General features: G+C 64.9%; 22 protein-coding genes and 1 pseudogene. 19 read left to right on the top strand and 4 right to left on the bottom strand.

Going from position 1 to position 22,159, the window contains the following annotated elements; genetic code table 11:
• Positions 1-3 precede the first annotated feature (3 nt).
• From K3F44_RS21340 to K3F44_RS21255, 18 genes are read left to right on the top strand one after another with little or no spacing between them, the layout of a single operon-like run.
• Positions 4-258 (top strand): acyl carrier protein, encoded by a 255-nt coding sequence (locus K3F44_RS21340; protein ID WP_101315566.1) that lies wholly within the window; start codon positions 4-6, stop codon positions 256-258.
• Entirely contained in the window at positions 255-800 is a 546-nt protein-coding gene (locus K3F44_RS21335; RefSeq protein ID WP_101315564.1) for a hypothetical protein, read from the top strand. Before K3F44_RS21340 ends, K3F44_RS21335 begins: the two co-directional genes overlap by 4 nt.
• On the top strand, positions 797-2,476 hold the full coding sequence (locus K3F44_RS21330; protein ID WP_220632921.1) for an AMP-binding protein: 1,680 nt from the start codon (positions 797-799) through the stop codon (positions 2,474-2,476). Before K3F44_RS21335 ends, K3F44_RS21330 begins: the two co-directional genes overlap by 4 nt.
• Positions 2,469-3,203: a glycosyltransferase family 2 protein gene (locus K3F44_RS21325; RefSeq protein ID WP_150570355.1), complete on the top strand. Its 735-nt coding sequence runs from the start codon at positions 2,469-2,471 to the stop codon at positions 3,201-3,203. The genes K3F44_RS21330 and K3F44_RS21325 overlap by 8 nt, the downstream gene beginning before the upstream one ends.
• Complete coding sequence (locus K3F44_RS21320) at positions 3,200-4,138, top strand: glycosyl transferase (RefSeq protein WP_150573367.1); 939 nt, start codon at positions 3,200-3,202, stop codon at positions 4,136-4,138. Before K3F44_RS21325 ends, K3F44_RS21320 begins: the two co-directional genes overlap by 4 nt.
• On the top strand, positions 4,125-5,663 hold the full coding sequence (gene hutH, locus K3F44_RS21315) for a histidine ammonia-lyase (protein WP_150570357.1): 1,539 nt from the start codon (positions 4,125-4,127) through the stop codon (positions 5,661-5,663). Before K3F44_RS21320 ends, hutH begins: the two co-directional genes overlap by 14 nt.
• Positions 5,656-6,081 carry a thioesterase family protein gene (locus tag K3F44_RS21310; protein ID WP_150570358.1) on the top strand — a complete coding sequence of 142 codons (426 nt, stop codon included), beginning with the start codon at positions 5,656-5,658 and terminating at the stop codon, positions 6,079-6,081. Before hutH ends, K3F44_RS21310 begins: the two co-directional genes overlap by 8 nt.
• Complete coding sequence (locus K3F44_RS21305; RefSeq protein WP_150570359.1) at positions 6,078-6,677, top strand: outer membrane lipoprotein carrier protein LolA; 600 nt, start codon at positions 6,078-6,080, stop codon at positions 6,675-6,677. The genes K3F44_RS21310 and K3F44_RS21305 overlap by 4 nt, the downstream gene beginning before the upstream one ends.
• A complete protein-coding gene (locus tag K3F44_RS21300; protein ID WP_409077656.1) occupies positions 6,628-8,988 on the top strand; it encodes an MMPL family transporter in 2,361 nt (786 codons plus the stop codon). Before K3F44_RS21305 ends, K3F44_RS21300 begins: the two co-directional genes overlap by 50 nt.
• The gene (locus K3F44_RS21295) at positions 8,985-10,142 is read left to right on the top strand and encodes a sodium:proton antiporter (RefSeq protein WP_150573362.1); all 1,158 of its coding nucleotides are present in this window, start codon (positions 8,985-8,987) and stop codon (positions 10,140-10,142) included. The genes K3F44_RS21300 and K3F44_RS21295 overlap by 4 nt, the downstream gene beginning before the upstream one ends.
• Positions 10,129-11,376 carry an NAD(P)/FAD-dependent oxidoreductase gene (locus K3F44_RS21290; RefSeq protein WP_220632919.1) on the top strand — a complete coding sequence of 416 codons (1,248 nt, stop codon included), beginning with the start codon at positions 10,129-10,131 and terminating at the stop codon, positions 11,374-11,376. Before K3F44_RS21295 ends, K3F44_RS21290 begins: the two co-directional genes overlap by 14 nt.
• Positions 11,373-12,104 (top strand): class I SAM-dependent methyltransferase, encoded by a 732-nt coding sequence (locus tag K3F44_RS21285; RefSeq protein WP_220632918.1) that lies wholly within the window; start codon positions 11,373-11,375, stop codon positions 12,102-12,104. The genes K3F44_RS21290 and K3F44_RS21285 overlap by 4 nt, the downstream gene beginning before the upstream one ends.
• Positions 12,101-12,586 carry a hypothetical protein gene (locus K3F44_RS21280; RefSeq protein ID WP_103435707.1) on the top strand — a complete coding sequence of 162 codons (486 nt, stop codon included), beginning with the start codon at positions 12,101-12,103 and terminating at the stop codon, positions 12,584-12,586. Before K3F44_RS21285 ends, K3F44_RS21280 begins: the two co-directional genes overlap by 4 nt.
• On the top strand, positions 12,583-13,776 hold the full coding sequence (locus K3F44_RS21275) for a beta-ketoacyl-[acyl-carrier-protein] synthase family protein (protein WP_101315541.1): 1,194 nt from the start codon (positions 12,583-12,585) through the stop codon (positions 13,774-13,776). Before K3F44_RS21280 ends, K3F44_RS21275 begins: the two co-directional genes overlap by 4 nt.
• Positions 13,773-14,243 carry a hotdog family protein gene (locus K3F44_RS21270; RefSeq protein ID WP_150570366.1) on the top strand — a complete coding sequence of 157 codons (471 nt, stop codon included), beginning with the start codon at positions 13,773-13,775 and terminating at the stop codon, positions 14,241-14,243. Before K3F44_RS21275 ends, K3F44_RS21270 begins: the two co-directional genes overlap by 4 nt.
• The gene (gene fabG, locus K3F44_RS21265; protein ID WP_101315537.1) at positions 14,236-14,964 is read left to right on the top strand and encodes a 3-oxoacyl-ACP reductase FabG; all 729 of its coding nucleotides are present in this window, start codon (positions 14,236-14,238) and stop codon (positions 14,962-14,964) included. The genes K3F44_RS21270 and fabG overlap by 8 nt, the downstream gene beginning before the upstream one ends.
• Entirely contained in the window at positions 14,964-16,190 is a 1,227-nt protein-coding gene (locus K3F44_RS21260) for a beta-ketoacyl-ACP synthase (RefSeq protein WP_101315535.1), read from the top strand. The genes fabG and K3F44_RS21260 overlap by 1 nt, the downstream gene beginning before the upstream one ends.
• 26 nt (positions 16,191-16,216) lie before the next feature.
• Positions 16,217-16,663: an excinuclease gene (locus K3F44_RS21255; RefSeq protein WP_101315533.1), complete on the top strand. Its 447-nt coding sequence runs from the start codon at positions 16,217-16,219 to the stop codon at positions 16,661-16,663.
• A gap of 10 nt (positions 16,664-16,673) precedes the next feature.
• Here K3F44_RS21255 and K3F44_RS21250 read toward each other — a convergent pair whose 3' ends face one another.
• The gene (locus tag K3F44_RS21250) at positions 16,674-17,561 is read right to left on the bottom strand and encodes a LysR family transcriptional regulator (RefSeq protein WP_220632917.1); all 888 of its coding nucleotides are present in this window, start codon (positions 17,559-17,561) and stop codon (positions 16,674-16,676) included.
• Positions 17,562-17,635: 74 nt separating this feature from the next.
• Here K3F44_RS21250 and K3F44_RS21245 point away from each other — a divergent pair.
• Positions 17,636-18,924, top strand: a pseudogene (locus K3F44_RS21245) (MFS transporter).
• 37 nt (positions 18,925-18,961) lie between these two features.
• On the opposite strand, the gene K3F44_RS21240 reads toward K3F44_RS21245, so the two are convergent.
• From K3F44_RS21240 to K3F44_RS21230, 3 genes are all read right to left on the bottom strand, one after another.
• Positions 18,962-19,309 carry a YgiW/YdeI family stress tolerance OB fold protein gene (locus K3F44_RS21240; RefSeq protein ID WP_101315527.1) on the bottom strand — a complete coding sequence of 116 codons (348 nt, stop codon included), beginning with the start codon at positions 19,307-19,309 and terminating at the stop codon, positions 18,962-18,964.
• Between the two features lie 202 nt (positions 19,310-19,511).
• Positions 19,512-20,576: a uroporphyrinogen decarboxylase gene (hemE, locus tag K3F44_RS21235; RefSeq protein ID WP_101315525.1), complete on the bottom strand. Its 1,065-nt coding sequence runs from the start codon at positions 20,574-20,576 to the stop codon at positions 19,512-19,514.
• A 154-nt stretch (positions 20,577-20,730) separates the two neighbouring features.
• Positions 20,731-22,149 carry an FAD-dependent oxidoreductase gene (locus K3F44_RS21230; RefSeq protein WP_101315523.1) on the bottom strand — a complete coding sequence of 473 codons (1,419 nt, stop codon included), beginning with the start codon at positions 22,147-22,149 and terminating at the stop codon, positions 20,731-20,733.
• Positions 22,150-22,159 lie beyond the last annotated feature (10 nt).

Genomic DNA, 22,159 nt, shown 5'->3' with positions numbered 1-22,159 from the left:
CACATGCAAACCCGCGAAGACATCTTCAATATTTTGCGCGATGCGCTGGTCGAGCTGTTCGAGCTGGAGCCAGAGCGCGTAACCCTGGACGCCAACCTGTATCAGGACCTGGAAATCGACAGCATCGATGCGATCGACCTGATCGACCACATCAAGCGCCAGACCGGCAAGAAAATCGCCGCCGAAGAGTTCAAGGCCGTGCGCACCGTCAATGATGTGGTCGAAGCGGTGTTCCGCCTGGTCAACCCGGCCGCATGAAACGCCTGATCGGCCTCGGTCTGGTCGTGGCTGGGGTGCTGTACCCGTTTGCCGTGCATTTCGGCCTGGCGCACTTTGCCCCGTGGCAGTTCGCCCTGCTGCTGGGTGGCCTGTGGCTGGCCCGCGCCTTGAGCGCGCCGCGCCGCCCGGCCAGCCTGTGCATGGCCGCGCTGGCGTTGGCCTTCTGCGCCCTGCTCGGGCTGAGCGACAGTGCCCAACTGCTGCGCTGGTACCCGGTGCTGATCAGCACCTTCATGCTCGGCCTGTTCGGCTCCAGCCTGCTTCACGGCATGCCCATGGCCGAGCGCCTGGCACGCCTGCAAGAGCCTGATTTGCCAGCCCGCGCGGTGCAGTACACCCGCCGGGTGACGCAGGTGTGGTGCCTGTTCTTTCTGCTTAACGGGCTGATCGCAGCGGGCCTGACCCTGTGGGCGCCACTGAGCTGGTGGACCCTGTACAACGGCCTGATCGCCTATATCGCGATGGGCCTGCTGTTCGCTGGCGAATGGCTGACAAGACAACGTGTGCGAGGACGCCCATGAACTGGATCAATCTTCACCACCTGCTGCGCCCGCTGGATGCGCCGCGCCAGGTGACCCAGGCGCCGGCGCTCGACCACGCCGAGCTGTGCACCCAGGCCTTGCGCCTCGCCGGTGGCCTGCAGCAGCGCGGCGTGCAGCGCCTGGCGGTGCACCTGGAAGACGCCGCCGAGTTGGCGATCGCACTGCTCGGCGCCTGGCGCGCTGGCGTCACCGTGTTGCTGCCAGCCGATCTGCAAGCCGCCACGCGGGCGCGCTGGAGCGAGCAGGTCGACCTGTGGCTCAGCGACCAGGCCGGCGATCATTCATTGCTCAGCCTGCTCGGTGAGCCACTGCCGGCAGCCGACCTCGACCCGCACACCTGCTCGATCAGCCTGTGCACCTCCGGCTCCAGCGGCGAGCCCAAGCGCATCGACAAGCAGCTGAGCCAACTGGCCAATGAAGTCAGCGCGCTGCAGGCACTGTGGGGCGCCAGCCTGGGCGAGGCCTGGATCATTGGCAGCGTCGCCACCCAGCACATCTATGGCCTGCTGTTCCGCGTGCTCTGGCCACTGTGCGCGGGGCGCGGCTTCGAGCGCCGCCAACTGCCGTTCCCCGAAGACCTGCAACGGGCCAGCCGTGAACATGCAGACTTCGCCTGGGTGGCCAGCCCGGCCCTGCTCAAACGCATGGGTGACAACCTCGACTGGCCAGCGCTGGGCCACGTGCGCCGGGTGTTCACCTCCGGCGGCGCCCTGCCCGCCGAAGCCGGCCAGCGCCTGCAGCAGTTGCTCGGGCAATGGCCGACCGAGATCTTCGGCAGCTCTGAAACCGGCGGTATCGCCTGGCGTCAGGGCGACACCCTGTGGCAGCCCTTTGCCGAGGTGCAACTGAGCCAGGACGCGCACGGCGCCCTGCGCATTGCCTCACCCTACCTGCCCGTCGGGCATGTCGAGCAAACGGCCGATGCGGTCCAGTTCAGCACCGACGGGCGCCTGCGCCTGCTCGGCCGGCTCGACCGGATCGTCAAGCTGGAAGAAAAACGTGTGTCGCTGCCCCTGCTCGAACAAGCGCTGTGCAGCCATGCCTGGGTCAGCGAAGCGCGGCTGGGCATGCTCGAACAGGGCCGCGCCTACCTCGGCGCCTTGCTGGTGTTGTCGGCCAGCGGACTGCACGCCCTGCGCAATCAGGGCCGACGCGCGTTGATCGAAGGCCTGCGACGGCACTTGGCCGATCATTGCGAAGCGGTCGCCCTGCCGCGGCGCTGGCGACTGCTGCGCCAGCTGCCGTTGACCAGCCAGGGCAAGCTGCCCGAGGCCCAGGTGCAGGCGCTGCTGCAAGCCTCACGCAGCATGCAGCCAGAGCTGCTCGAACAGCGCCAGGAGCAGGACCAGCACCTGTTCACACTGCACGTGCCGCTGGACTTGGCCTGCTTCAGCGGGCACTTCCCGAAAACGCCGGTGCTGCCCGGTGTGGTGCAGGTCGACTGGGCGATTGCCCTGGCCAGCGAACTACTGCCGGGCCAGCGCCGCTTTGCCGGCATGGAAGTGCTCAAATTCCAGCAACTGGTGCGCCCCGGCGACGAAGTGCTGCTGAGCCTGCGCTGGGACAGCGAGCGCGGCAAACTCTACTTCGCCTACACCTGCGCCGGGCAGGCCTGCTCCAGCGGCCGCATTCTGATGGAGACGGTCGATGCATAAGCCTTGCGCAGTGATCCCGGTATACAACCACGAGCACGCGCTGCCAGCAGTAGTCAGCGACCTGCAGCGCGCCGGGCTGCCCTGCGTGCTGGTTGACGACGCCAGCAGCCCCGCATGCGCCTCAGTGCTGGCACAGCTGGCCACTCAAACGGACATCTATCTGGTCAGCCTGAGCGTCAACCAGGGCAAGGGCGGCGCGGTGATGGCCGGCCTGCGCGAAGCGGCGCGGCTGGGTTTCAGCCATGCACTGCAAGTAGACGCCGACGGCCAGCATGACCTGGGCGACATCGGCCGTTTTCTTGAGCTTTCGCAGAATGATCCACAGGCACTGGTGTGTGGTTATCCGCAATACGACGCCAGCGTGCCCAAGGGCCGTCTGTATGCGCGCTACCTGACCCATGTATGGGTGTGGATCAACAGCCTGTCGCTGCAGATTCCCGATTCCATGTGCGGTTTTCGCGTCTACCCGCTGCCTGCCACGCTGGCCCTGATCAACAGCGTCAAGCTTGGCCGGCGAATGGATTTCGATCCGGAGATCCTGGTGCGCCTGGCCTGGCGCAACCAGCCGATGCGCTGGCTGCCAACCCGCGTGCACTACCCGCAGGACGGCCTGTCGCACTTTCGCCTGGTGCACGACAACGCGCTGATCTCGACAATGCACGCCAAGCTGTTCTTCGGCATGCTGCTGCGCGCGCCGCTGATCGTCTGGCGCAGGTGGCGCGCATGACTACTCCTGCGCGGCACTGGGCACAGCATCAGGAGCGCGGCAGTTTCTGGCTGATGAAGCTGACCGCAACGCTGGTACGGCTGCTTGGCCGGCGCGTGCTGAGCCCGCTGATCCACGTCATCGTCGGCTACTTCTTCCTGTTCGGCCGCCGCGCCCGGCGCAGTGCCTGGCAATACCAGCAACGGCTCAGCGCATGCAACGGCGGACAGACACCGGCGCCGAGCCAGTGGCAGGTGTTCCGCCAGTTCATGGCGTTCGCCGACGCCCTGCTGGACAAGCTCGACGTATGGAATGGCCGCCTGCGCCTGGAAGACATCGAAATCGACGACCCAGCGCAACTGCGCACGCAATTGCGCGGCGAACGCGGGCAGATGCTGGTGGGCGCCCACTTGGGCAACCTTGAAGTGTGCCGGGCGCTGGCCGAACTGGGCGAGCAGGTGACCATGAACGTGCTGGTGCACACCCGCCACGCCGAGCGCTTCAACCGCCTGCTGGGCGAGGCCGGCGCGACCAATCTGCGCCTGATTCAGGTCAGCGAATTGGACCCGGCAGTGATGCTGCAGTTGTCCGAACGGCTCGAGCGCGGCGAATGGCTGGCGATTGCCGGTGATCGGGTACCGCTGCATGGCGCGCGCACCGTCGAGGTGGATTTCCTCGGTCACCGCGCCGCATTCCCGCAGGGGCCGTGGCTGCTGGCGGGGATCCTTGGCTGCCCGCTCAACCTGCTGTTCTGCCTCAAGCTGCAAGGCCGCTACCGAGTCACCCTCGAACCCTTTGCCGAGCGTGTGCAATGGCGCCGCGGCCAGCGCGACCAAGTGATTGCCGAATGGACCACGCGCTATGCGCAACGCCTGGCGCACTACTGCAGCCAAGCGCCGCTGCAGTGGTTCAACTTCTACCCTTTCTGGAAGACCGACGACGATGCATCCGCATGAGCCTGTAACTTTCGGTGAGTCGCACCTGGCCATCGAAGCTGTTGTAGCCCTGGCCGAACGCCGGGCCAGCGCCCACTTGCAGGACGACGCCGCCTACCGCGAACGCATCGCTCGTGGCGCGCGCTTTCTCGACACCCTGCTGAGCAAAGAAGGGGTGATCTACGGCGTCACTACCGGTTACGGCGATTCCTGCGTGGTGGCCGTGCCGCTGGAGCATGTCGAAGCGCTGCCGCAGCACCTGTACACCTTCCATGGCTGCGGCCTGGGCCGCCTGCTCGAAGCACCGGCGGTGCGCGCCGTGCTGGCGGCCCGCCTGCGCTCGCTGAGCCACGGCGTGTCGGGGGTGCGCCTGGAGTTGCTGGAGCGCCTGCGCGCGTTCCTCGAGCACGACATCCTGCCGTTGATCCCGGAAGAAGGTTCGGTCGGCGCCAGCGGCGACCTGACGCCGCTGTCGTACGTCGCAGCGACCCTGTCCGGCGAGCGCGAGGTCAGCTACCAGGGCCAGCGCCGCAGTAGTGCCGACGTGCACCGCGAGCTGGGCTGGCAGCCCTTGGTGCTGCGCCCCAAAGAGGCACTGGCATTGATGAACGGCACTGCGGTGATGACCGGCCTGGCTTGCCTGGCCTTCTCCCGCGCCGACTACCTGCTGCAACTGGCCACGCGCATCACCGCCCTCAACGTGATCGCCCTGCAGGGCAACCCGGAGCACTTCGACGAGCGCCTGTTCGCCGCCAAGCCGCACCCCGGCCAGACACAAGTCGCCGCCTGGTTGCGCCAGGACCTGGCCATCGACGCCCCGCTACCACCGCTGCACCGCCTGCAGGACCGTTACTCGCTGCGCTGCGCGCCGCATGTACTGGGCGTGCTCGCCGATAGCCTGGGCTGGCTGCGCGGTTTTATCGAAACCGAGCTGAACAGCGCCAACGACAATCCGATTATCGACGGCGACGCCGAGCGCGTACTGCATGGCGGGCACTTCTATGGCGGCCATATCGCCTTTGCCATGGACAGCCTGAAAACCCTGGTGGCGAACGTTGCCGACCTGCTCGACCGCCAGCTCGCGCTGCTGGTCGATACCCGCTACAACCACGGCCTGCCAAGCAACCTGTCGGGCGCCCCGGCCGAGCGGGCGATGATCAACCATGGCTTCAAGGCCGTGCAGATCGGCGCCAGCGCCTGGACCGCCGAAGCGCTCAAGCTGACCATGCCGGCCAGCGTGTTCTCGCGCTCCACCGAATGCCACAACCAGGACAAGGTGAGCATGGGCACCATCGCTGCGCGCGATGCCCTGCGCGTGCTGGAGCTGACCGAGCAGGTTGCCGCTGCGACCCTGCTGGCGGCGAACCAGGGCGTGTGGCTGCGTGCCCGCCAGGCAGAAAGACATGCACTGCCGCCAGCACTGGCGCAGATGCACGAAGCCCTGCTCGTCGAGTTCGTCCCGGTGATCGAAGACCGCGCGCTGGAAGCCGACCTGCGCCACTGCCTGCTGCGCATCGGCCAACGTCACTGGAGGCTGCATGCGTAGTGCGGGAGTGATCCACGTCGACACTGAAGTGCAGGTGCCGTTTTTCGACGTCGACAGCATGCATGTGGTCTGGCACGGCCATTATGTCAAATACCTGGAAGTGGCCCGCTGCGCGCTGCTCGACCAACTCGGCCACAACTACGTGCAGATGCAGGCGAGCGGTTTTGCCTGGCCGGTGATCGACCTGCAGCTGCGTTATATCCGCGGCGCCACCTTCGGCCAGCGCTTGACCGTGCGCGCGAGCCTGGTCGAGTGGGAAAACCGCTTGAAGATTCATTACCTGATCAGCGACGCCGAAACCGGCGAGCGGATGACCCGCGCGAGCACGGTGCAGGTCGCGGTGCACATCGACAGCGGCGAAATGCAGCTGGCCTCGCCGCAGGTCATGCTCGACGCCGTACAGAGGGTTTTGCCATGAAGCGCCTGTGCACACTGCTGACCCTTGCCCTGAGCCTGCTCAGCCCGCTGGCGCAAGCATTCAGCCTTGATGACCTGCAGCGCCAGCTCAGCGCGCCGGCCGTGGTCAAAGGCCCGTTCATTCAGGAAAAGCACCTGCGCGCTCTACCCCAGCCGTTGCTGAGCAAGGGCCAGTTCGTGCTGGCCCGCGAGCATGGTTTGTTGTGGCTGTTGCAGACGCCGCTGCGCCAGGACTACCGGATCGACGCCAACGGCATTGCCCGGCGTGATCCGAGCGGCTGGCAGCGCCTGCCCAGCGCCAGTGCCGGCGCCGAGCAGAACCGGCTGTTCTTTGCCGTGCTGCAAGGCGACAGTGCCGGTCTCAAGCGCGACTTCGAACTGAGCCTGAGCGGTGACGCCACGCACTGGCAGCTGCAACTGACCCCGCGTTCGCTGCTGCTCAAACAGATCTTCACCCGCATCGACATCAGCGGCGGGCAGTTCGTCGAACAGATTCAGCTCAGTGAAACCCAGGGCGACAGCACGCTGCTGCGCATGACCGACAGCCATGGCGCTGCCGCCCTCAGCGACACGGAGCGCAGCGATTTTGTCGATTGAACGCTGGTTGCCGCGCGGCTTTCTCGCCCTGCTGCTGGTGATGCTGGCCATCGCCGGCTGGCAATGGCAGCGCGGCGCGCCGTTGTCGGCCGACCTGATGGCGCTGGTGCCGGGCGCCACCGAAGACGCCCTGGTCAAGCGCGCCGAACTGCGCGTGCAAGAGCCACTGAACCGCGAGGTACTGGTGCTGGTTGGCCACGCCGAACGCCAGCAAGCGCTGGCCCTTGCCGAACAACTGGCCGGCCAATGGCAGGCCAGCGGACTGTTCGAGCGCGTGCAGTGGAGCCTGCAGACAGACCTCGGCGCGGTCCGCGAGCAGTTGCTCGCCGGCCGCGTGGCGATGCTCTCGGCAGCTGACCGCGCGCAACTGCGCGAACGGCCTGCGGCATTCATCGAGCAGCGCGTGCAGAGCCTGTTCGACCCGTTTTCCGGGTTCAGCCTGGTGCCTGCCCAGGACGACTGGCTGGGCTTGACCGGGCGTATTCAGAACAGCCAGCCGAAACCCGTCAATATCGAACTGGACACGGCCAGTGGCGCCTTGATCGCGCAGGCCGATGGCCGCCAGTGGGTGCTGCTGCGGGCGCGCACCCTGGGCACTGCCTTCGATATGAAGCTACCGCTGCAGGTGGCCGAGCTGCTGGCTGATGCCCGCCGCCAGGCCGAACCGCAAGGCGCCCAGTTGCTGGCCGCCAGTGGCCTGCTGTACGCGGCCGCCGGCCAGCAGCAGGCCAGCCGCGAAATCACCTGGGTCGGCGGTGGCGCGACGTTGAGCATTCTGTTGTTGCTGCTGCTGGCGTTTCGTCGCTGGCGGGCCCTGCTGGCGTTCGTGCCGGTGCTGACCGGCATGCTGTTCGGCTCGGTGGTGTGCGTGGCGCTGTTCGGCCACATGCACGTGATGACTCTGGTACTCGGTTCGAGCCTGATCGGCGTAGCGGTGGATTACCCGCTGCATTACTTGTCGAAGAGCTGGAGCCTCAAGCCATGGCGCAGTTGGCCGGCGGTACGCCTGACCCTGCCAGGGCTGAGCCTGAGCCTGGCGACCAGCTGCATCGGTTATCTGGCGCTGGCGTTCACGCCGTTTCCGGCCCTGACCCAGATTGCCGCGTTCTCGGCCGCCGGCTTGATCGGCGCCTACCTGTGCGCGGTGTGCCTGCTGCCGGCATTGCTGGGCCAGGTCGAGCTGAAGCCGGCGCAGTGGCCGCTACGTATCGCGCAAGCCCTCACCGACTGGCGCGAGCGGCTGTTGCGCAGAGTGCCCAGCGCAGTGCTGCTGGTGCTGGTGCTGCTGTTTTGCGGCGCTGGGCTGTGGCAGCTGGACACGCGTAACGACATCCGCCAATGGGTGGCGAGCCCGCCGCAACTGCAAGAGCAAGCCCAGGCAGTCGCACGCATCACCGGCTACCAGCCAACCAGTCAGTTCTACCTGGTGCGCGGGGCTGATCCAGAGCAACTGTTCCAGCGCCTGCAGGCGCTGTCGGCCAAGCTCGACGAGCTGCGTGACCTAGGCAAGCTCAAGGGTTATCTGAGCCTCTCGCAGATCGTCGCCAGCCCTGAGCAGCAGGCACAAACCCGGCAGGCGCTGGCCCACCTGAGCGACTACTGGCAGCCGCTGGTTGAACTCGGTGTGCCGCAAGCCGGCCTGCAAACCCAGCTGCAACAGCTGCAAACGTTGCCGCCCCTGAGCATCGAGCAGGCCCTCGCCGGTCCGCTTGCTGAAGCCTGGCGACCGCTCTGGCTTGGCCAGGACGCCACCGGCGTCGCCGCCATCGTCAGTCTGCAAGGCCTGAGCGATGCCAGCCTGCTGCGCTTGCAGACCGACGGCCTGGATGGCGTGCAACTGGTAGACCGGCTCGGCGAACTCAATCAACTGTTCGCCGCCACCCAGATCAGCGCCGCCGAGCTCAAGCTGCTGTCCTGCGCACTGATCCTGGTGCTGCTGGCAGTCCCGTTCGGCCTGCGCGGTTCGCTGCGCATTGTCGCCCTGCCGCTGCTGGCAGCGTTATGCAGCCTGGCCAGCCTCGGTTGGCTGGGGCAGCCGCTGACACTGTTCAGCCTGTTTGGCCTGCTGCTGGTCACGGCCATCAGCGTCGACTACGCCATCCTCATGCACGAGCGTATCGGCGGGGCTGCGGTGAGCTTGCTCGGCACCTTGCTGGCGGCTCTGACCACCTGGCTGTCGTTCGGCCTGCTGGCGCTGTCGCAGACGCCTGCGGTGAGCAACTTCGGCATGGCCGTCAGCCTCGGGTTGATCTTCAGTTTCCTGCTGGCGCCGTGGGCAGCGGCACGCGAGACGCCGGCGGTGCAGCCATGAGCATCGTCCTGTTCTGGCTCATGGCCCTGGCCCTGTTTGCCGTGGCCAGCGCATTCGGCAAACGCCTGGGGCTTATCCCTATCGTCAGCCAGCTGCTGTTGGCCGCGCTGGTGCTGCCGCTGCTGATGCTGTTGTGGGTACAACCGCACTGGCAGCTTGACGGCGCCCAGCTGATCGCCCCGAGCTGGCTGAAGACCCTCTACGGCTGCAGCTTTGCCCTGTTGCTGGGACACATTCTTGCTGACGTCGCGCAGCTGCGCCTCGACCCGCAAGCATTGAAGATCGCCCTGCCCAGCTTCGCCGTGCCGTTTGCCTGCGGCCTGGCCTGCGCGCTGTGGCTGCTTGAACTGAGCGGGGTCAGCGCCCTGGCCATGGGCCTGGTGTTCGCCATCACCGCAATCCCAGTGCTGTACCTGTACCTGCGCGCCATCGACTACCCGCCAGCCGCCAGCCAGCGCCTGCTGCAGGCCGCGATCGTCATCGACCTGGCCTGCTGGCTGTTGCTCGGCATGGGCCAGGGCAGCCTGCAGCCGAGCAGCCTGGCCCTGCCGGCGCTGGCGGCGCTGACGCCGGTAGTGCTGCGAGGGCTGGGCCTGCGCGCGCCCCGTCTATACGGCCTGGTGTTCCTGCTACTGCTGTTTGCCGCCGAGCACTACCGGCTCAACGCGCTGATCTTCGGCGTTGGCTATCTGGCCTGCTTGCGCGTGCTTGGCCTGCAGCTACGCCTGCCGCTGCCAGACGCCAGCAACCGCCGCCTGCAACAAGGCCTGGCCGTGCCGCTGATCCTCACCTACGGCGTGGTCCAGATCGACCTGCAGCATGCCTTCGCAGGCTTCGACGCCAGCCAGCTGCTGGCGCTGCTGGTGCTGCCGATCCTGAGCAAGCTGCTCGGTAACTGGCTCGGTTTGAGCTGGGCGACCGCCTCGTTCGCCGGCGCCAGCAAGTGGCGCGAGAGCCTGCTGCTGAACATCCGCGGCCTCAGCGAAATCGTTTTTCTCAATCTGTTGCTGACCCAGCAGCTGATCAGCCCGGCGTTGTACTTCGCGCTGATGCTGATGAGCCTGATCGCCACCCTCATGCCTGCCTTCGCCGGCCTGCATCGCATCCCGCAGACTTCCCTCACACCGCCAAGGAGGCCACATGCCGAACTGTGAACTGCAACACCACCAGGTCGTGGTCATTGGCGCTGGCCCCTCGGGCGCCATCGCTGCCGCGTTGCTCAAGCGCCGCGGCCACGACGTGCTGGTCATCGAGCGCCAGCGCTTCCCGCGCTTCTCCATTGGCGAAAGCCTGCTGTCGCACTGCATCGACTTCATCGAAGAAGCCGGCATGCTCGAAGCGCTCGAAGCGGCGGGTTTCCAGTACAAGGACGGCGCCGCCTTTGCCTGGGGTGATGAGTACAGTGCGTTTGATTTCGGCGAAACCTTCAGCCAGGGCCGGCCGAGCACCTTCCAGGTCCAACGGGCGCGGTTCGACAAGCTGCTGGCCGACCAGGCCGAGGCCCAGGGCGTGGAAATCCGCTACGAGCACGAGATCATCAGCGTCGACATGAGCGCTGCGCAGCCACGCCTGCGCGCACGCCGGCCAGACGCCAGCGAATACGAAGTGCAGGCCGACTTCGTCCTCGATGCCAGCGGCTATGGCCGCGTGTTGCCGCGCCTGCTCGACCTTGAAGCACCGTCGAATTTCCCGGTGCGCCAGGCAGTATTCACCCACATCGAAGACCGCATCGATCTGCCCGGCTTCGACCGCAACAAGATCCTTATCACCACCCACCCGGAACATCGCGACATCTGGTTCTGGACCATCCCGTTCAGCGACGGTCGCGCCTCGCTGGGTGTCGTCGCGGCCGCCGAGCGCTTTGCTGCAGCGCCGACCGATCTGGACGCCTGCCTGCAGCATTTCGTGGCGCAGACGCCAAGCCTGGCCAAGGTCTTGGCCAACGCCGTGTGGGACACCCCGGCGCGGACCATCGGCGGCTACTCGGCCAACGTCAAAACCCTGCATGGCAACGGCTTTGCCCTGCTCGGCAACGCCGCAGAGTTTCTCGACCCGGTATTTTCGTCCGGAGTCACCATTGCCATGCGCTCGGCCAGCATGGCTGCCGCCCTGCTCGACCGCCAGTTGCGCGGCGAAGCGGTCGACTGGCAGCGGGAGTTTGCCGAGCCGCTCAAACGTGGGGTGGATACCTTCCGCGCCTATGTCGAGGGTTGGTATGACGGCAGCTTCCAGGACGTGATCTATCACCCCGGCAGCTCGCCGCAGATTCGCGCCATGATCAGCTCGATTCTGGCTGGCTACGCCTGGGATGAGCGCAACCCGTTCGTGGCTGAACCACGGCGCCGGCTGGCGACTCTGGCGGCGCTTTGCGCGAGGGGCCAGGCATGAGTCAGCCTCCGTTCCTCAGCGCCAGCTATGTCGAAGAAACTCGCTTTGGTTTCTGGTTCCTGCGCAGCCACACCTGGCAGCATCACGTACTACGGGTGGCGATCGACGACCTGCGTCAGTTGTTCGAAAGCCCGCTGCCAGCGGCGCCGGTGCTGCTCGATGCCGGCTGCGGCCAGGGCAAATCGTTCAAGCATCTGCAGCGAGTGTTTGCGCCCGGCCGATTGATCGGTATCGATGCCGACCCGCACAGCCTGCAACTAAGCGGCGCCGAAGCTACGCGCCAGGGCCTTGCGGTCGAGCTGCAGGGCAGCGACTGCGCCCAACTGCAACTGGCAGACGCCAGCGTCGATATCGTCTTCTGCCATCAGACCTTCCACCATCTGGTGGAACAGGAGCAGGCCCTCGCCGAGTTCTGGCGGGTGCTTAAGCCTGGTGGTTATCTGCTGTTCGCCGAATCCACCGAAGCCTATATCGACACCTGGGTGATCCGCTGGCTGTTCCGCCACCCAATGCATGTACAGAAGAGTGCCGAGGGTTATCTGCAGATGCTGCGCGAGCAGGGCTTTGCCTTCACCGCGCGCAATGTCTCCTACCCGTACCTGTGGTGGAGCCGCGCCAAGGACTTCGGCCTGCTCGAACGGCTGCGCCTGTGCAAGCCGCCCGCGCCAGGCCAGCGCGAAGAAACCCTGGTCAATGTGGTCGCCCGCAAGCCGCTGGTGCAGCCATGAGGGCGCTGCTGCTGGCGACGCTGTGCCTGGTGCTGGCCGCCTGCAGCAGCCGCGCGCCGCTGCCCGCGCAGATGCCGCAGTTGCAGTTGCCCCAGCAGTTGCACGTGCAGCGCGAGCAGGCCGGCGAGCGCCAGGACTGGATGCTCGTGGTGCAGGCCGAGAACGGCCAACTGCGCTGGTCGCTACTCGATCTGCTGGGTATTCCCCAGGCACGCCAGTTGTTCGATGGTCAACACTGGCAGGCCGACGGCCTGTTGCCACCCAATCCGCCGGCACGCGAGCTGTTTGCCGCGCTGCTGTTTGCTCTGACCCCCTCCGAGCAACTGGCGCAGCTCTACCCGGATGCCCGCGAACAAGGCCAGCAGCGCTGGTTGGGCGAGCGTTGGCAGGTCAGCTATCGGCAGCCGGGCGCTTTTGACTTGAAACTGGCCCACGGCCTGCGTTATCTAGTCGACCCCCTACCCAGCGAGCGCCTGCCATGACCGCCTACCTGAATGCGCTGGGCCTGACCTGCGCCCTCGGCCGTGGCCAGGCTGAGGTCGCCGCACGCCTGTTTGCCGGTGACTGTTCGGGCATGCAGGCCCAACCTGGGTGGATCCCGGAGCGCTGTCCCACCGTCGGCGCGGTGCAAGCTGAGCTGCCGGCGGTGCCGCTGCCAACGCAGCACAGCCGCAACAATCAATTGCTCTACAGCGCCGCTATGCAGATCGAGCCGGCAATCCGCCAGGCTATCGCCCGGTTCGGCGCGCAGCGTATCGCGGTGGTGCTCGGCACCAGCACCTCGGGGATTGCCGAGGGCAGCGCAGCCATCGCCCAGCAGCGCCGGAGCGGGCAGTTTCCGCCGGACTATCGCTACGACCAGCAAGCCCTCAGCGCGCCGGCAGAATTCCTTGCCGACTGGCTGCAACTGAGCGGCCCGGCCTATGTGATTTCCACCGCCTGCACCTCCAGCGGGCGGGCCTTGCTCAGCGCCCGGCGCCTGCTCGAGCTGGGCGTCTGCGATGCGGTGCTGTGCGGCGGCGTCGACAGCCTTTGTGGCCTGACCCTGAACGGCTTCAACTCCCTTGAGGCGATCAGCCAGGCACGCTGCAATCCGTTCTCGCAGAACCGTGACGGGATCAATATCGGCGAAGCGGCTGCGCTGTTTCTGATGACCGCAGAGCGTAATACCGATGGCCCTTCACTGGCCCTGCTCGGCGCTGGCGCCAGCAGCGATGCCTACCATATTTCAGCGCCTGACCCGAGCGGCGCCGGCGCGCGGCAAACCATGGCCCTGGCCTTGAACAACGCCGGCCTCGCGCCCGAACAGATCGACTACCTGAACCTGCACGGCACCGCCACCGAGCACAACGACGCCATGGAAAGCCTGGCGGTGCACGGCCTGTTCGGCGCGCAGCTGGCCTGCTCGTCGACCAAACCGATGACCGGCCACACCCTAGGCGCCGCCGGCGCGCTGGAAGCCGCCTTCTGCTGGCTGAGCCTGAGTGAGCACAACCCGCACGGCCAGTTGCCACCGCATGTCTGGGACGGCCAGGCCGACCCGCGCCTGCCTGCCCTTAATCTGGTCGACGGCACGCAGCGGATGCATGCGGCGCGGCCACGCCGGATAATGAGCAACTCGTTCGCCTTCGGCGGCAACAATGTCAGCCTGATTGTTGGAGACACCCCATGATTGCCTGGCCTCTGGCCGAACTGCTGCCGCATGCCGGCGACATGATCCTGATCGATCAGGTCGACAGCTGCGACGACGAGCAGATCCACACCCGCAGCACAGTGCGCCCTGGCGGCCTGTTCAACCGCGCCGACGGCAGCCTGCCGGCCTGGCTCGGCCTGGAGCTGATGGCGCAGAGCGTTGCCGCCTATGCCGGTTGCCGCGCCCGTCGCGATGGCCGGCCGGTGGAGCTGGGGTTTCTCCTCGGCACGCGCAACTACCAATGTGATGTCGAACACTTCCCTGCCGGCGCCGAGTTGCACATCCACGCCCTGCGCTCGCTGGAAGACGACAACGGCATGGGTGTGTTCGAGTGTCACCTGCGCGGTCCGGGGCTGCATGCCAGCGCCCGCCTGAATGTCTATCGCCCGCCACAGGTCGCTGGTTACCTGACCGAAGCGGCCCCTGAGGAACCTTGCCATGACTGATACCATCCTGGTCACCGGGTCGAGCCGCGGCATCGGCCGAGCGATCGCCCTGCGCCTGGCGCGTGCCGGTTATGACCTGGTGCTGCATTGCCGCAGTGGCCGTGCCGAAGCCGATGGCGTTGCCGGCGAAATCCACGCCATGGGTCAACAGGCCCGGGTGCTGCAGTTCGACGTAGCCGACCGCGAAGCCTGCCGGGCCATCCTCGAACAGGATGTGGAGACCCACGGCGCCTACTATGGCGTGGTCTGCAACGCCGGCCTGACCCGCGATGGCGCCTTCCCGGCGCTGACCGACGCTGACTGGGACCAGGTCCTGCGGACCAACCTGGACGGTTTCTACAACGTTCTGCATCCGCTGAGCATGCCCATGATCCGCCGTCGCAAACCGGGCCGGATCGTCTGCATCACCTCGGTTTCGGGGTTGATCGGCAACCGCGGCCAGGTCAATTACAGTGCCTCCAAGGCCGGCGTGATCGGCGCGGCCAAGGCGCTGGCGATCGAGCTGGGCAAACGTCAGATCACCGTCAACTGCGTCGCCCCAGGGCTGATCGACACCGCCATGCTCGATGAGCACGTGCCGGTCGACGAGCTGATGAAGATGATTCCTGCCGGACGCATGGGCACGCCCGAGGAAGTCGCCGGCGTGGTCAATTTCCTGATGTCGGCGGAAGCCGCCTACATCACCCGCCAGGTGCTGGCGGTCAACGGAGGGTTGTGCTGATGCGTCGCGTAGTCGTCACCGGCATGGCCGGCATCACCTCCCTGGGCAGCGACTGGGCGACCATCGCCGGCCACTTCGCCAACCAGCGCAGCGGTATCCGGCGCATGGCTGAATGGGATCGCTTCAGCGAGTTGAACACGCGTCTTGCTGGCCCGATCGACGATTTCAAGGTGCCCGGCCACTGGACCCGCAAGCAGTTGCGCAGTATGGGCCGGGTATCGCGCCTGGCCGTGGCTGCGGCCGAGCAGGCGCTGGCCGATGCCGGCCTGCTCGATGATCCAATCATCCGCGATGGCCGCATGGGCGTGGCCTGCGGCTCGTCGACCGGCAGCACCGACGAGATCAAGGCATTCGGCAACATGCTGCTCAACTCGGTAGCCGATGGCCTCAACGCCAACTCCTACGTGCGCATGATGCCGCACACCACTGCTGCCAATATCAGCATCTTTTTCGGCCTGACCGGGCGCCTGATCCCCACCTCCAGCGCCTGCACCAGCGGCAGCCAGGGCATTGGTTATGCCTATGAAGCGATCAAGTTCGGGCGCTTGCCGATGATGCTCGCCGGCGGCGCCGAAGAGCTCTGTCCGACCGAGGCGATGGTGTTCGATGCGCTGTACGCCACCAGCCTGAAAAACGACACCCCGCAGCTGAGCCCACGTCCTTACGACAATGGTCGCGACGGCCTGGTGATCGGCGAAGGCGGCGGCATGCTGGTGCTCGAAGAGCTCGAGCATGCCCTGGCCCGCGGTGCGCGCATCCACGCCGAGATCGTCGGCTTTGGTAGCAATGCCGATGGCCAGCACACCACCCGCCCCGAGCAGAGCACGATGCGCCGGGCCATGGAGCTGGCCCTGGAGGACGCTGCTCTGGCGCCAGAGGCCATCGGCTACGTCAACGGCCACGGTACCGCTACCGAACAGGGCGATATTGCCGAAACACTGGCCACCAGCAGCCTGTTTGGCCCGCACATGCCGATCAGTTCGCAGAAGAGTTTTCTCGGCCACACCCTCGGCGCCTGCGGCGCGCTGGAGTCGTGGTTCAGCATCGAGATGATGAACAGCGACCTGTATGCGCACACCCTCAACCTGGATGAAATCGATCCCCGCTGCGGCGAGCTGGACTACCTGCGCGGCGAGTTTCGCAGGATGAGCAACCAGCATGTGATGAACAACAACTTCGCTTTCGGCGGCGTCAACACTTCGTTGATATTCCGCCGCTGGCCCTGAACACACCCCGATCGAGGAACGATCCGATGCGCCTGAAGACCTGGACTGCCACCACCGCCCTGCTGCTCTGCGCCCTGCCCGGCATCAGCCAGGCACGCGATACCGCGCTGTACCTGCCCTTCGACAAGGTCGTCCAGCAAATGCTCGCCGAAAAGAAACTCGACGGTTCGGTGAAGTTCTATTTGGCCGGTGTACAGCCGCGCGGCAAGGTCAGCGTGATCCAGCCCGGCGCGGTCACCAACAAGAAGACCAATGCCTTCAACAAGACCGACCAGGGTGCCTGTGAGTGGGCCTTGCAGTCGGCCCTGCTGACCCTGCAGGACGCTGCGCGCCGGGCCAATGCCAACGCAGTGACCAACATCGCCAGCTACTACAAGAAGAACGAGCGCAAAGATGCCAGCACCTACGAGTGCCACGCCGGCGCCGTGATCGCAGGCGTCGCACTGAAAGGCGACCTGGCTCGCGTCGACTAAACCGCCGCCATCAGGCGTTGCCAATCAGCAGGTCGGCAAACGCCTTGACCATCACCGAGCTGCCAGCCTGGCGCTGGACCAGCCACACGGCGGTATCCGCCCCTTCATCCAGCACCGTTCGATAGACCACGCCATCGATGCGCATGCGCTGGTACGAGGCTGGCAGCACCGAGACGCCGAGACCTGCCGAAACCAGGCCGATAATCGTCATCGCCTCGCCAACCTCCTGGGCAAAATGCGGGCTGAAGCCTGCCTGGCGGGCCAGCGCCAGCAACTGTGCATGCAAACCACTGCCGTAACTGCGCGGGAAGAACACGAACGGTTCACGGGCCAGATCAGCCATGTGTAACCCTTGTTCACTGGCGGCAACCAAGGGGTGCGAAGCATTCAGCACTGCCACCAGCGGCTCACGGAACAGCTCGGTGACCTGCAGGCCGTCGGGCAACGGCATCGGCCGCATCAGGCCAACTTCGATCGATTCATCGAACACCGCCGCCGCAACATCACGGCTGCTCATCTCCTTCAAACTCAGGTGCACCGCCGGGTAGCGCTGACGGAACGCATGGATCGCCTTGGGGATCTTCGAGGTGAAGGGCGCTGAAGAAGTGAAGCCGATCTTCATCTCGCCGAGCTCACCCAACTGCGCACGGCGGGCGACGTCGGCAGCTTTATCGACCTGTGCCAGCACCTGCCGCGCCTCCTCGAGGAACAAGCGCCCGGCCTCGCTCAGCTCGACCCGACGATTGGTGCGCTCGAACAAACGCGCCCCCAACTCATGCTCCAGCGCCTGAATCTGCTGGCTCAGCGGCGGCTGGGAGATGCCTAGCTGCTGTGCTGCCCGGCCGAAGTGCAGCTCCTCGGCCACGGCAATGAAGTAACGCAGATGACGCAATTCCATAGCTGCTCCGAACGAGTCGTCAAACGTCTTAAACAGGTCGAACAATATATTGGATCTAATCATTAGCCAGCTATATGATTTTTTCCAATCAGCAACATCGGCCAGCGCTTTTGAGGGACCCGTCGTGAAAACTGCTGCAATGCCCCACGTGATCGAAGCCGCCCCGCTGCCGGATATCTGGATCGAAAAAGGCAGCCCGGCGTTCATGAAAACGGTGCTGGCGCTATTCAGCGGCGGCTTTGCCACCTTTGCCCTGCTCTACTGCGTACAGCCGATGATGCCGCTGCTGTCGCAGGAGTTTGCCATCAACGCTGCGCAGAGCAGCCTGGTGCTGTCGGTAGCCACCGCCATGCTTGCCATCGGCCTGCTGATTACCGGGCCGATCTCCGACCGCATCGGCCGCAAGCCGGTGATGGTATTCGCCTTGGTCTGCGCCGCCCTGTCGACCCTGGCCAGCGCGGTGATGCCAAGTTGGGAGCTGGTGCTGGCGACCCGCGCGCTGGTCGGCCTGTCGCTGAGCGGGCTGGCGGCGGTGGCGATGACCTACCTGAGCGAAGAGATCCACCCACAGCACATTGGCCTGGCGATGGGCTTGTACATCGGCGGCAACGCCATTGGCGGCATGTGCGGGCGGCTGATCAGTGGCGTGCTGATCGACTTCGTCAGCTGGCACACAGCGATGCTGTGCATCGGCGGCCTGGCGCTGGTGGCAGCAGTGGTGTTCTGGAAGGTACTGCCCGAGTCGCGCAACTTCCGCCCGCAGACGCTGAACCCTCGCAGCCTGCTCAACGGCTTTGTCATGCACTTTCGCGACGCCGGCCTGCCCTGGCTGTTCCTCGAAGCATTTTTGCTGATGGGTGCATTCGTTACCCTGTTCAACTACATCGGCTACCGCTTGCTGGCCGAGCCTTATCACATGAACCAGGCACTGGTCGGGCTGCTGTCGATTGTCTACCTGTCGGGCATCTACAGCTCCGCCCAGGTCGGCGCCCTGGCCGACCGGCTGGGCCGGCGCAAGGTGTTCTGGGCAAGCATCGTGGTGATGGCCGGCGGCATGTTGATGACCCTGGCCAGCCCGCTGGCGATGATCATCGTCGGCATGCTGGTGTTCACCTTCGGCTTTTTTGGCGCGCACTCGGTGGCCAGCAGCTGGATCGGCCGGCGTGCGCTCAAGGCCAAGGGCCAGGCGTCCTCGCTGTATCTGTTCAGTTACTACGCAGGGTCGAGTGTGGCGGGTACCGCGGGCGGGGTGTTCTGGCACATGGCCGGTTGGAACGGCATCGGCCTGTTCATCGGTAGCCTGCTGGCCGTGGCCTTGCTGGTGGCGCTGCACCTGAGCCGGCTAGCACCAAAAACCGCGTGAAGCCAAAGGCTGCACGCGGTCGCTTTGAAGTCATCGATCAGTTGATGATTTCGACCAGGTCGACATCCACTTCACGGCTCATCAGGTTTTTTTCCACTTCACCGGTCAGCTTGACCTTGGTCTTGTCGTTGAAGCCAGCTGCAGGCATGTCTTCATCGTCGATTTCAACCTTGATGGTGCCGGTGTTGTCCTTGAACTCGAACTTGTCGTCGTTATCCAGCTTCTTGGTAACGAAGCCCTGCAGGACCACACGAGTGTCGTCAGCCGCATCGTTGGCAGCAGCCACGGTGGTAACCGGCTGCGCGCCTGGGCCGGTGTAGGTGGTGGCCAGAGCAGCAGTGCTGAACAGTGGGGCAAGGATCAGAGCGAGGTAGCGAGCTTTCATGGTGATCAAGTCCTGTATCGGTTGAGATGGGACCAGATTAACGATGATCGCTGAATTTAAGCTTAACGCAATATAAACCCGGCACATGGCCTAATGGTGTTCACTTAAGCTCTACATCGCCTGCATCGGGGCTGCTGCGCAGCCCCGGCATTCTTAGGTAAACAGCGTCAGGCACATGGCCGGGTTTTTATTCAGCGACTGATCACTGATGGTATTGCGCCGACAGGTCATGCACGGCGTTGATGAACGCACCCGCATGTTCCGGATCAACCTCAGGCGTGATGCCATGGCCAAGGTTGAACACGTGGCCAGTGCCTTTGCCATAGCTGGCCAGGATGCGCCCGACCTCCTGACGAATCGCCGCAGGCTTGGCGTACAGCACGGTCGGGTCCATGTTGCCCTGCAGGGCAACCTTGTCGCCGACACGGCGGCGGGCATCGCCGATCTCGCAGGTCCAGTCCAGACCCAGTGCATCAGCGCCACAGTCAGCAATGCTCTCCAGCCACATGCCACCATTCTTGGTAAACACAATGACCGGCACCTTGCGCCCATCATGCTCACGGATCAGCCCGCTGATGATCTTGCGCATGTAAGCCAGTGAGAACTCCTGATACGCCGCCGCCGACAGGTTGCCACCCCAGGTATCGAAGATCTGCACCGCCTGCGCACCAGCCTGAATCTGCCCGTTGAGGTAGCTGGTAACCGACTGAGCCAGTTTGTCCAACAGCAGGTGCATCGCCTGCGGATTGTCATAGAGCATGGCCTTGCTCTTGCGGAAGTCTTTCGACGAGCCGCCTTCGACCATGTAGGTGGCCAACGTCCACGGGCTACCGGAGAAACCGATCAACGGCACGCGCCCATTGAGCTCACGGCGGATGGTGCTGACCGCATCCATCACATAGCCAAGGTCCTTGTGCGGATCAGGGATCGGCAGCGCCTCGATATCGGCGAGGGTGCTGACCACCTTCTTGAAACGCGGGCCTTCGCCGGTCTCGAAGTACAGGCCCTGGCCCATGGCATCAGGGATGGTGAGGATGTCCGAGAACAGGATCGCCGCGTCCAGTGGGTAACGATCGAGCGGCTGCATGGTCACCTCGCAGGCGAACTGCGGGTTCTTGCACAGGCTCATGAAGTCGCCGGCCTGAGCACGGCTGGCGCGGTACTCCGGCAGGTAACGGCCGGCCTGGCGCATCATCCAGACGGGCGTGACGTCTACGGGTTGCTTGAGCAGTGCACGCAGGAAACGGTCGTTCTTCAGGGCAGTCATGTCGGCATCCGGAAAAAAAGTGCGGGCATTTTCTCAGACGCCAGCACAAAAGGCACGGCCAAGGCCATGCGTTTTGTCTATTGGGTGTCTTGGGTCAAACGATTTTGTATACAAGATGGCTGGAATGGGGCTGCTTTGCAGCCCCGGCGATCAGTCAGACCTCGAGATAATCCAGAATCCCCTCAGCCGCAGTACGGCCTTCAAAGATCGCAGTCACCACCAGATCCGAACCCCGCACCATATCCCCGCCAGCAAACACTTTCGGGTTGCTGGTCTGGTGCTTGAAGCGCGCCTGCTCCGGAGCAATCACCCGGCCCTGGCTATCGGTCTGGATGTCGAACTGCTCGAACCACGGCGCCGGGCTTGGGCGGAAACCAAAGGCGATCACCACCGCATCTGCCGGCAGGATCTCTTCGGAACCCGGAATCGGCTCAGGGCTGCGGCGGCCACGGGCGTCTGGCTCGCCGAGACGGGTCTCGACCACCTTGACGCCTTCGACCTTGTCTTCACCGACAATCGCGATGGGCTGGCGGTTGTAGAGGAACTTCACGCCCTCTTCCTTGGCGTTCTTCACCTCTTTGCGCGAGCCCGGCATGTTCGCTTCGTCACGACGGTAGGCGCAGCTGACCGACTTGGCGCCCTGGCGGATCGAAGTCCGGTTGCAGTCCATCGCGGTGTCACCACCGCCGAGCACCACGACCTTCTTGCCAGCCATGTCGACGAAGTCTTCCGGCGACTTTTCAAAGCCCAGGTTGCGGTTGACGTTGGCGATCAGGAAGTCCAGCGCATCGTGCACGCCTGGCAGGTCTTCACCGGGGAAGCCGCCCTTCATGTAGGTGTAGGTGCCCATGCCCATGAACACGGCATCGTACTCGGCCAGCAACTGCTCGAGGGTGATGTCCTTGCCCACTTCGGTGTTCAGGCGGAACTCGATCCCCATGCCGGTGAAGACTTCGCGGCGATTGCTCAGCACGGTCTTTTCCAGCTTGAACTCAGGGATGCCGAAGGTCAGCAGACCGCCGATTTCCGGGTTCCGGTCGAACACCACCGGGGTTACCCCTGCGCGCACCAGCACGTCGGCGCAGCCTAGCCCAGCCGGGCCAGCACCAATGATGGCAACCCGCTTGCCGGTCGGTTTGACCTTGGACATGTCCGGGCGCCAGCCCATGGCGAAGGCGGTGTCGGTGATGTACTTCTCGACAGAGCCGATGGTCACCGCACCAAAACCGTCGTTGAGGGTGCAGGCACCTTCACACAGACGATCCTGCGGGCAGACCCGGCCGCACACTTCCGGCAGGGTGTTGGTCTGGTGCGACAGTTCGGCGGCCGCGAGGATGTTGCCTTCGGATACCAGCTTCAACCAGTTGGGGATGAAGTTGTGTACCGGGCACTTCCACTCGCAATACGGGTTGCCGCAACCCAGGCAGCGGTGCGCCTGGTCGACAGACTGCTGCGGCTTGAACGGTTCGTAGATCTCGACGAACTCCTTCTTGCGCTGGCGCAGCAGTTTTTTCTTCGGGTCTTTGCGCCCAACTTCGATGAACTGGAAGTCGTTGTTCAGACGTTCAGCCATTTTCAATACC

The organism is Pseudomonas sp. S07E 245 (genome assembly GCF_019599025.1).
Taxonomy (GTDB): domain Bacteria; phylum Pseudomonadota; class Gammaproteobacteria; order Pseudomonadales; family Pseudomonadaceae; genus Aquipseudomonas; species Aquipseudomonas shirazensis.
The sequence above is the reverse complement of the archived record's forward strand: the minus strand, read 5'-3'. Positions and strand labels throughout refer to the sequence as shown.

Coding starts and splice junctions, on each gene's coding strand:
- K3F44_RS21295 (WP_150573362.1), top strand. CDS start 8,985: ATGAGCATCGTCCTGTTCTGGCTCATGGCCCTGGCCCTGTTTGCCGTG.
- K3F44_RS21340 (WP_101315566.1), top strand. CDS start 4: ATGCAAACCCGCGAAGACATCTTCAATATTTTGCGCGATGCGCTGGTC.
- K3F44_RS21280 (WP_103435707.1), top strand. CDS start 12,101: ATGAGGGCGCTGCTGCTGGCGACGCTGTGCCTGGTGCTGGCCGCCTGC.
- fabG (WP_101315537.1), top strand. CDS start 14,236: ATGACTGATACCATCCTGGTCACCGGGTCGAGCCGCGGCATCGGCCGA.
- K3F44_RS21275 (WP_101315541.1), top strand. CDS start 12,583: ATGACCGCCTACCTGAATGCGCTGGGCCTGACCTGCGCCCTCGGCCGT.
- K3F44_RS21320 (WP_150573367.1), top strand. CDS start 3,200: ATGACTACTCCTGCGCGGCACTGGGCACAGCATCAGGAGCGCGGCAGT.
- K3F44_RS21325 (WP_150570355.1), top strand. CDS start 2,469: ATGCATAAGCCTTGCGCAGTGATCCCGGTATACAACCACGAGCACGCG.
- K3F44_RS21260 (WP_101315535.1), top strand. CDS start 14,964: ATGCGTCGCGTAGTCGTCACCGGCATGGCCGGCATCACCTCCCTGGGC.
- K3F44_RS21230 (WP_101315523.1), bottom strand. CDS start 22,149: ATGGCTGAACGTCTGAACAACGACTTCCAGTTCATCGAAGTTGGGCGC.
- hutH (WP_150570357.1), top strand. CDS start 4,125: ATGCATCCGCATGAGCCTGTAACTTTCGGTGAGTCGCACCTGGCCATC.
- K3F44_RS21270 (WP_150570366.1), top strand. CDS start 13,773: ATGATTGCCTGGCCTCTGGCCGAACTGCTGCCGCATGCCGGCGACATG.
- K3F44_RS21240 (WP_101315527.1), bottom strand. CDS start 19,309: ATGAAAGCTCGCTACCTCGCTCTGATCCTTGCCCCACTGTTCAGCACT.
- K3F44_RS21330 (WP_220632921.1), top strand. CDS start 797: ATGAACTGGATCAATCTTCACCACCTGCTGCGCCCGCTGGATGCGCCG.
- hemE (WP_101315525.1), bottom strand. CDS start 20,576: ATGACTGCCCTGAAGAACGACCGTTTCCTGCGTGCACTGCTCAAGCAA.
- K3F44_RS21250 (WP_220632917.1), bottom strand. CDS start 17,561: ATGGAATTGCGTCATCTGCGTTACTTCATTGCCGTGGCCGAGGAGCTG.
- K3F44_RS21255 (WP_101315533.1), top strand. CDS start 16,217: ATGCGCCTGAAGACCTGGACTGCCACCACCGCCCTGCTGCTCTGCGCC.
- K3F44_RS21305 (WP_150570359.1), top strand. CDS start 6,078: ATGAAGCGCCTGTGCACACTGCTGACCCTTGCCCTGAGCCTGCTCAGC.
- K3F44_RS21285 (WP_220632918.1), top strand. CDS start 11,373: ATGAGTCAGCCTCCGTTCCTCAGCGCCAGCTATGTCGAAGAAACTCGC.
- K3F44_RS21335 (WP_101315564.1), top strand. CDS start 255: ATGAAACGCCTGATCGGCCTCGGTCTGGTCGTGGCTGGGGTGCTGTAC.
- K3F44_RS21310 (WP_150570358.1), top strand. CDS start 5,656: ATGCGTAGTGCGGGAGTGATCCACGTCGACACTGAAGTGCAGGTGCCG.
- K3F44_RS21290 (WP_220632919.1), top strand. CDS start 10,129: ATGCCGAACTGTGAACTGCAACACCACCAGGTCGTGGTCATTGGCGCT.
- K3F44_RS21300 (WP_409077656.1), top strand. CDS start 6,628: ATGGCGCTGCCGCCCTCAGCGACACGGAGCGCAGCGATTTTGTCGATT.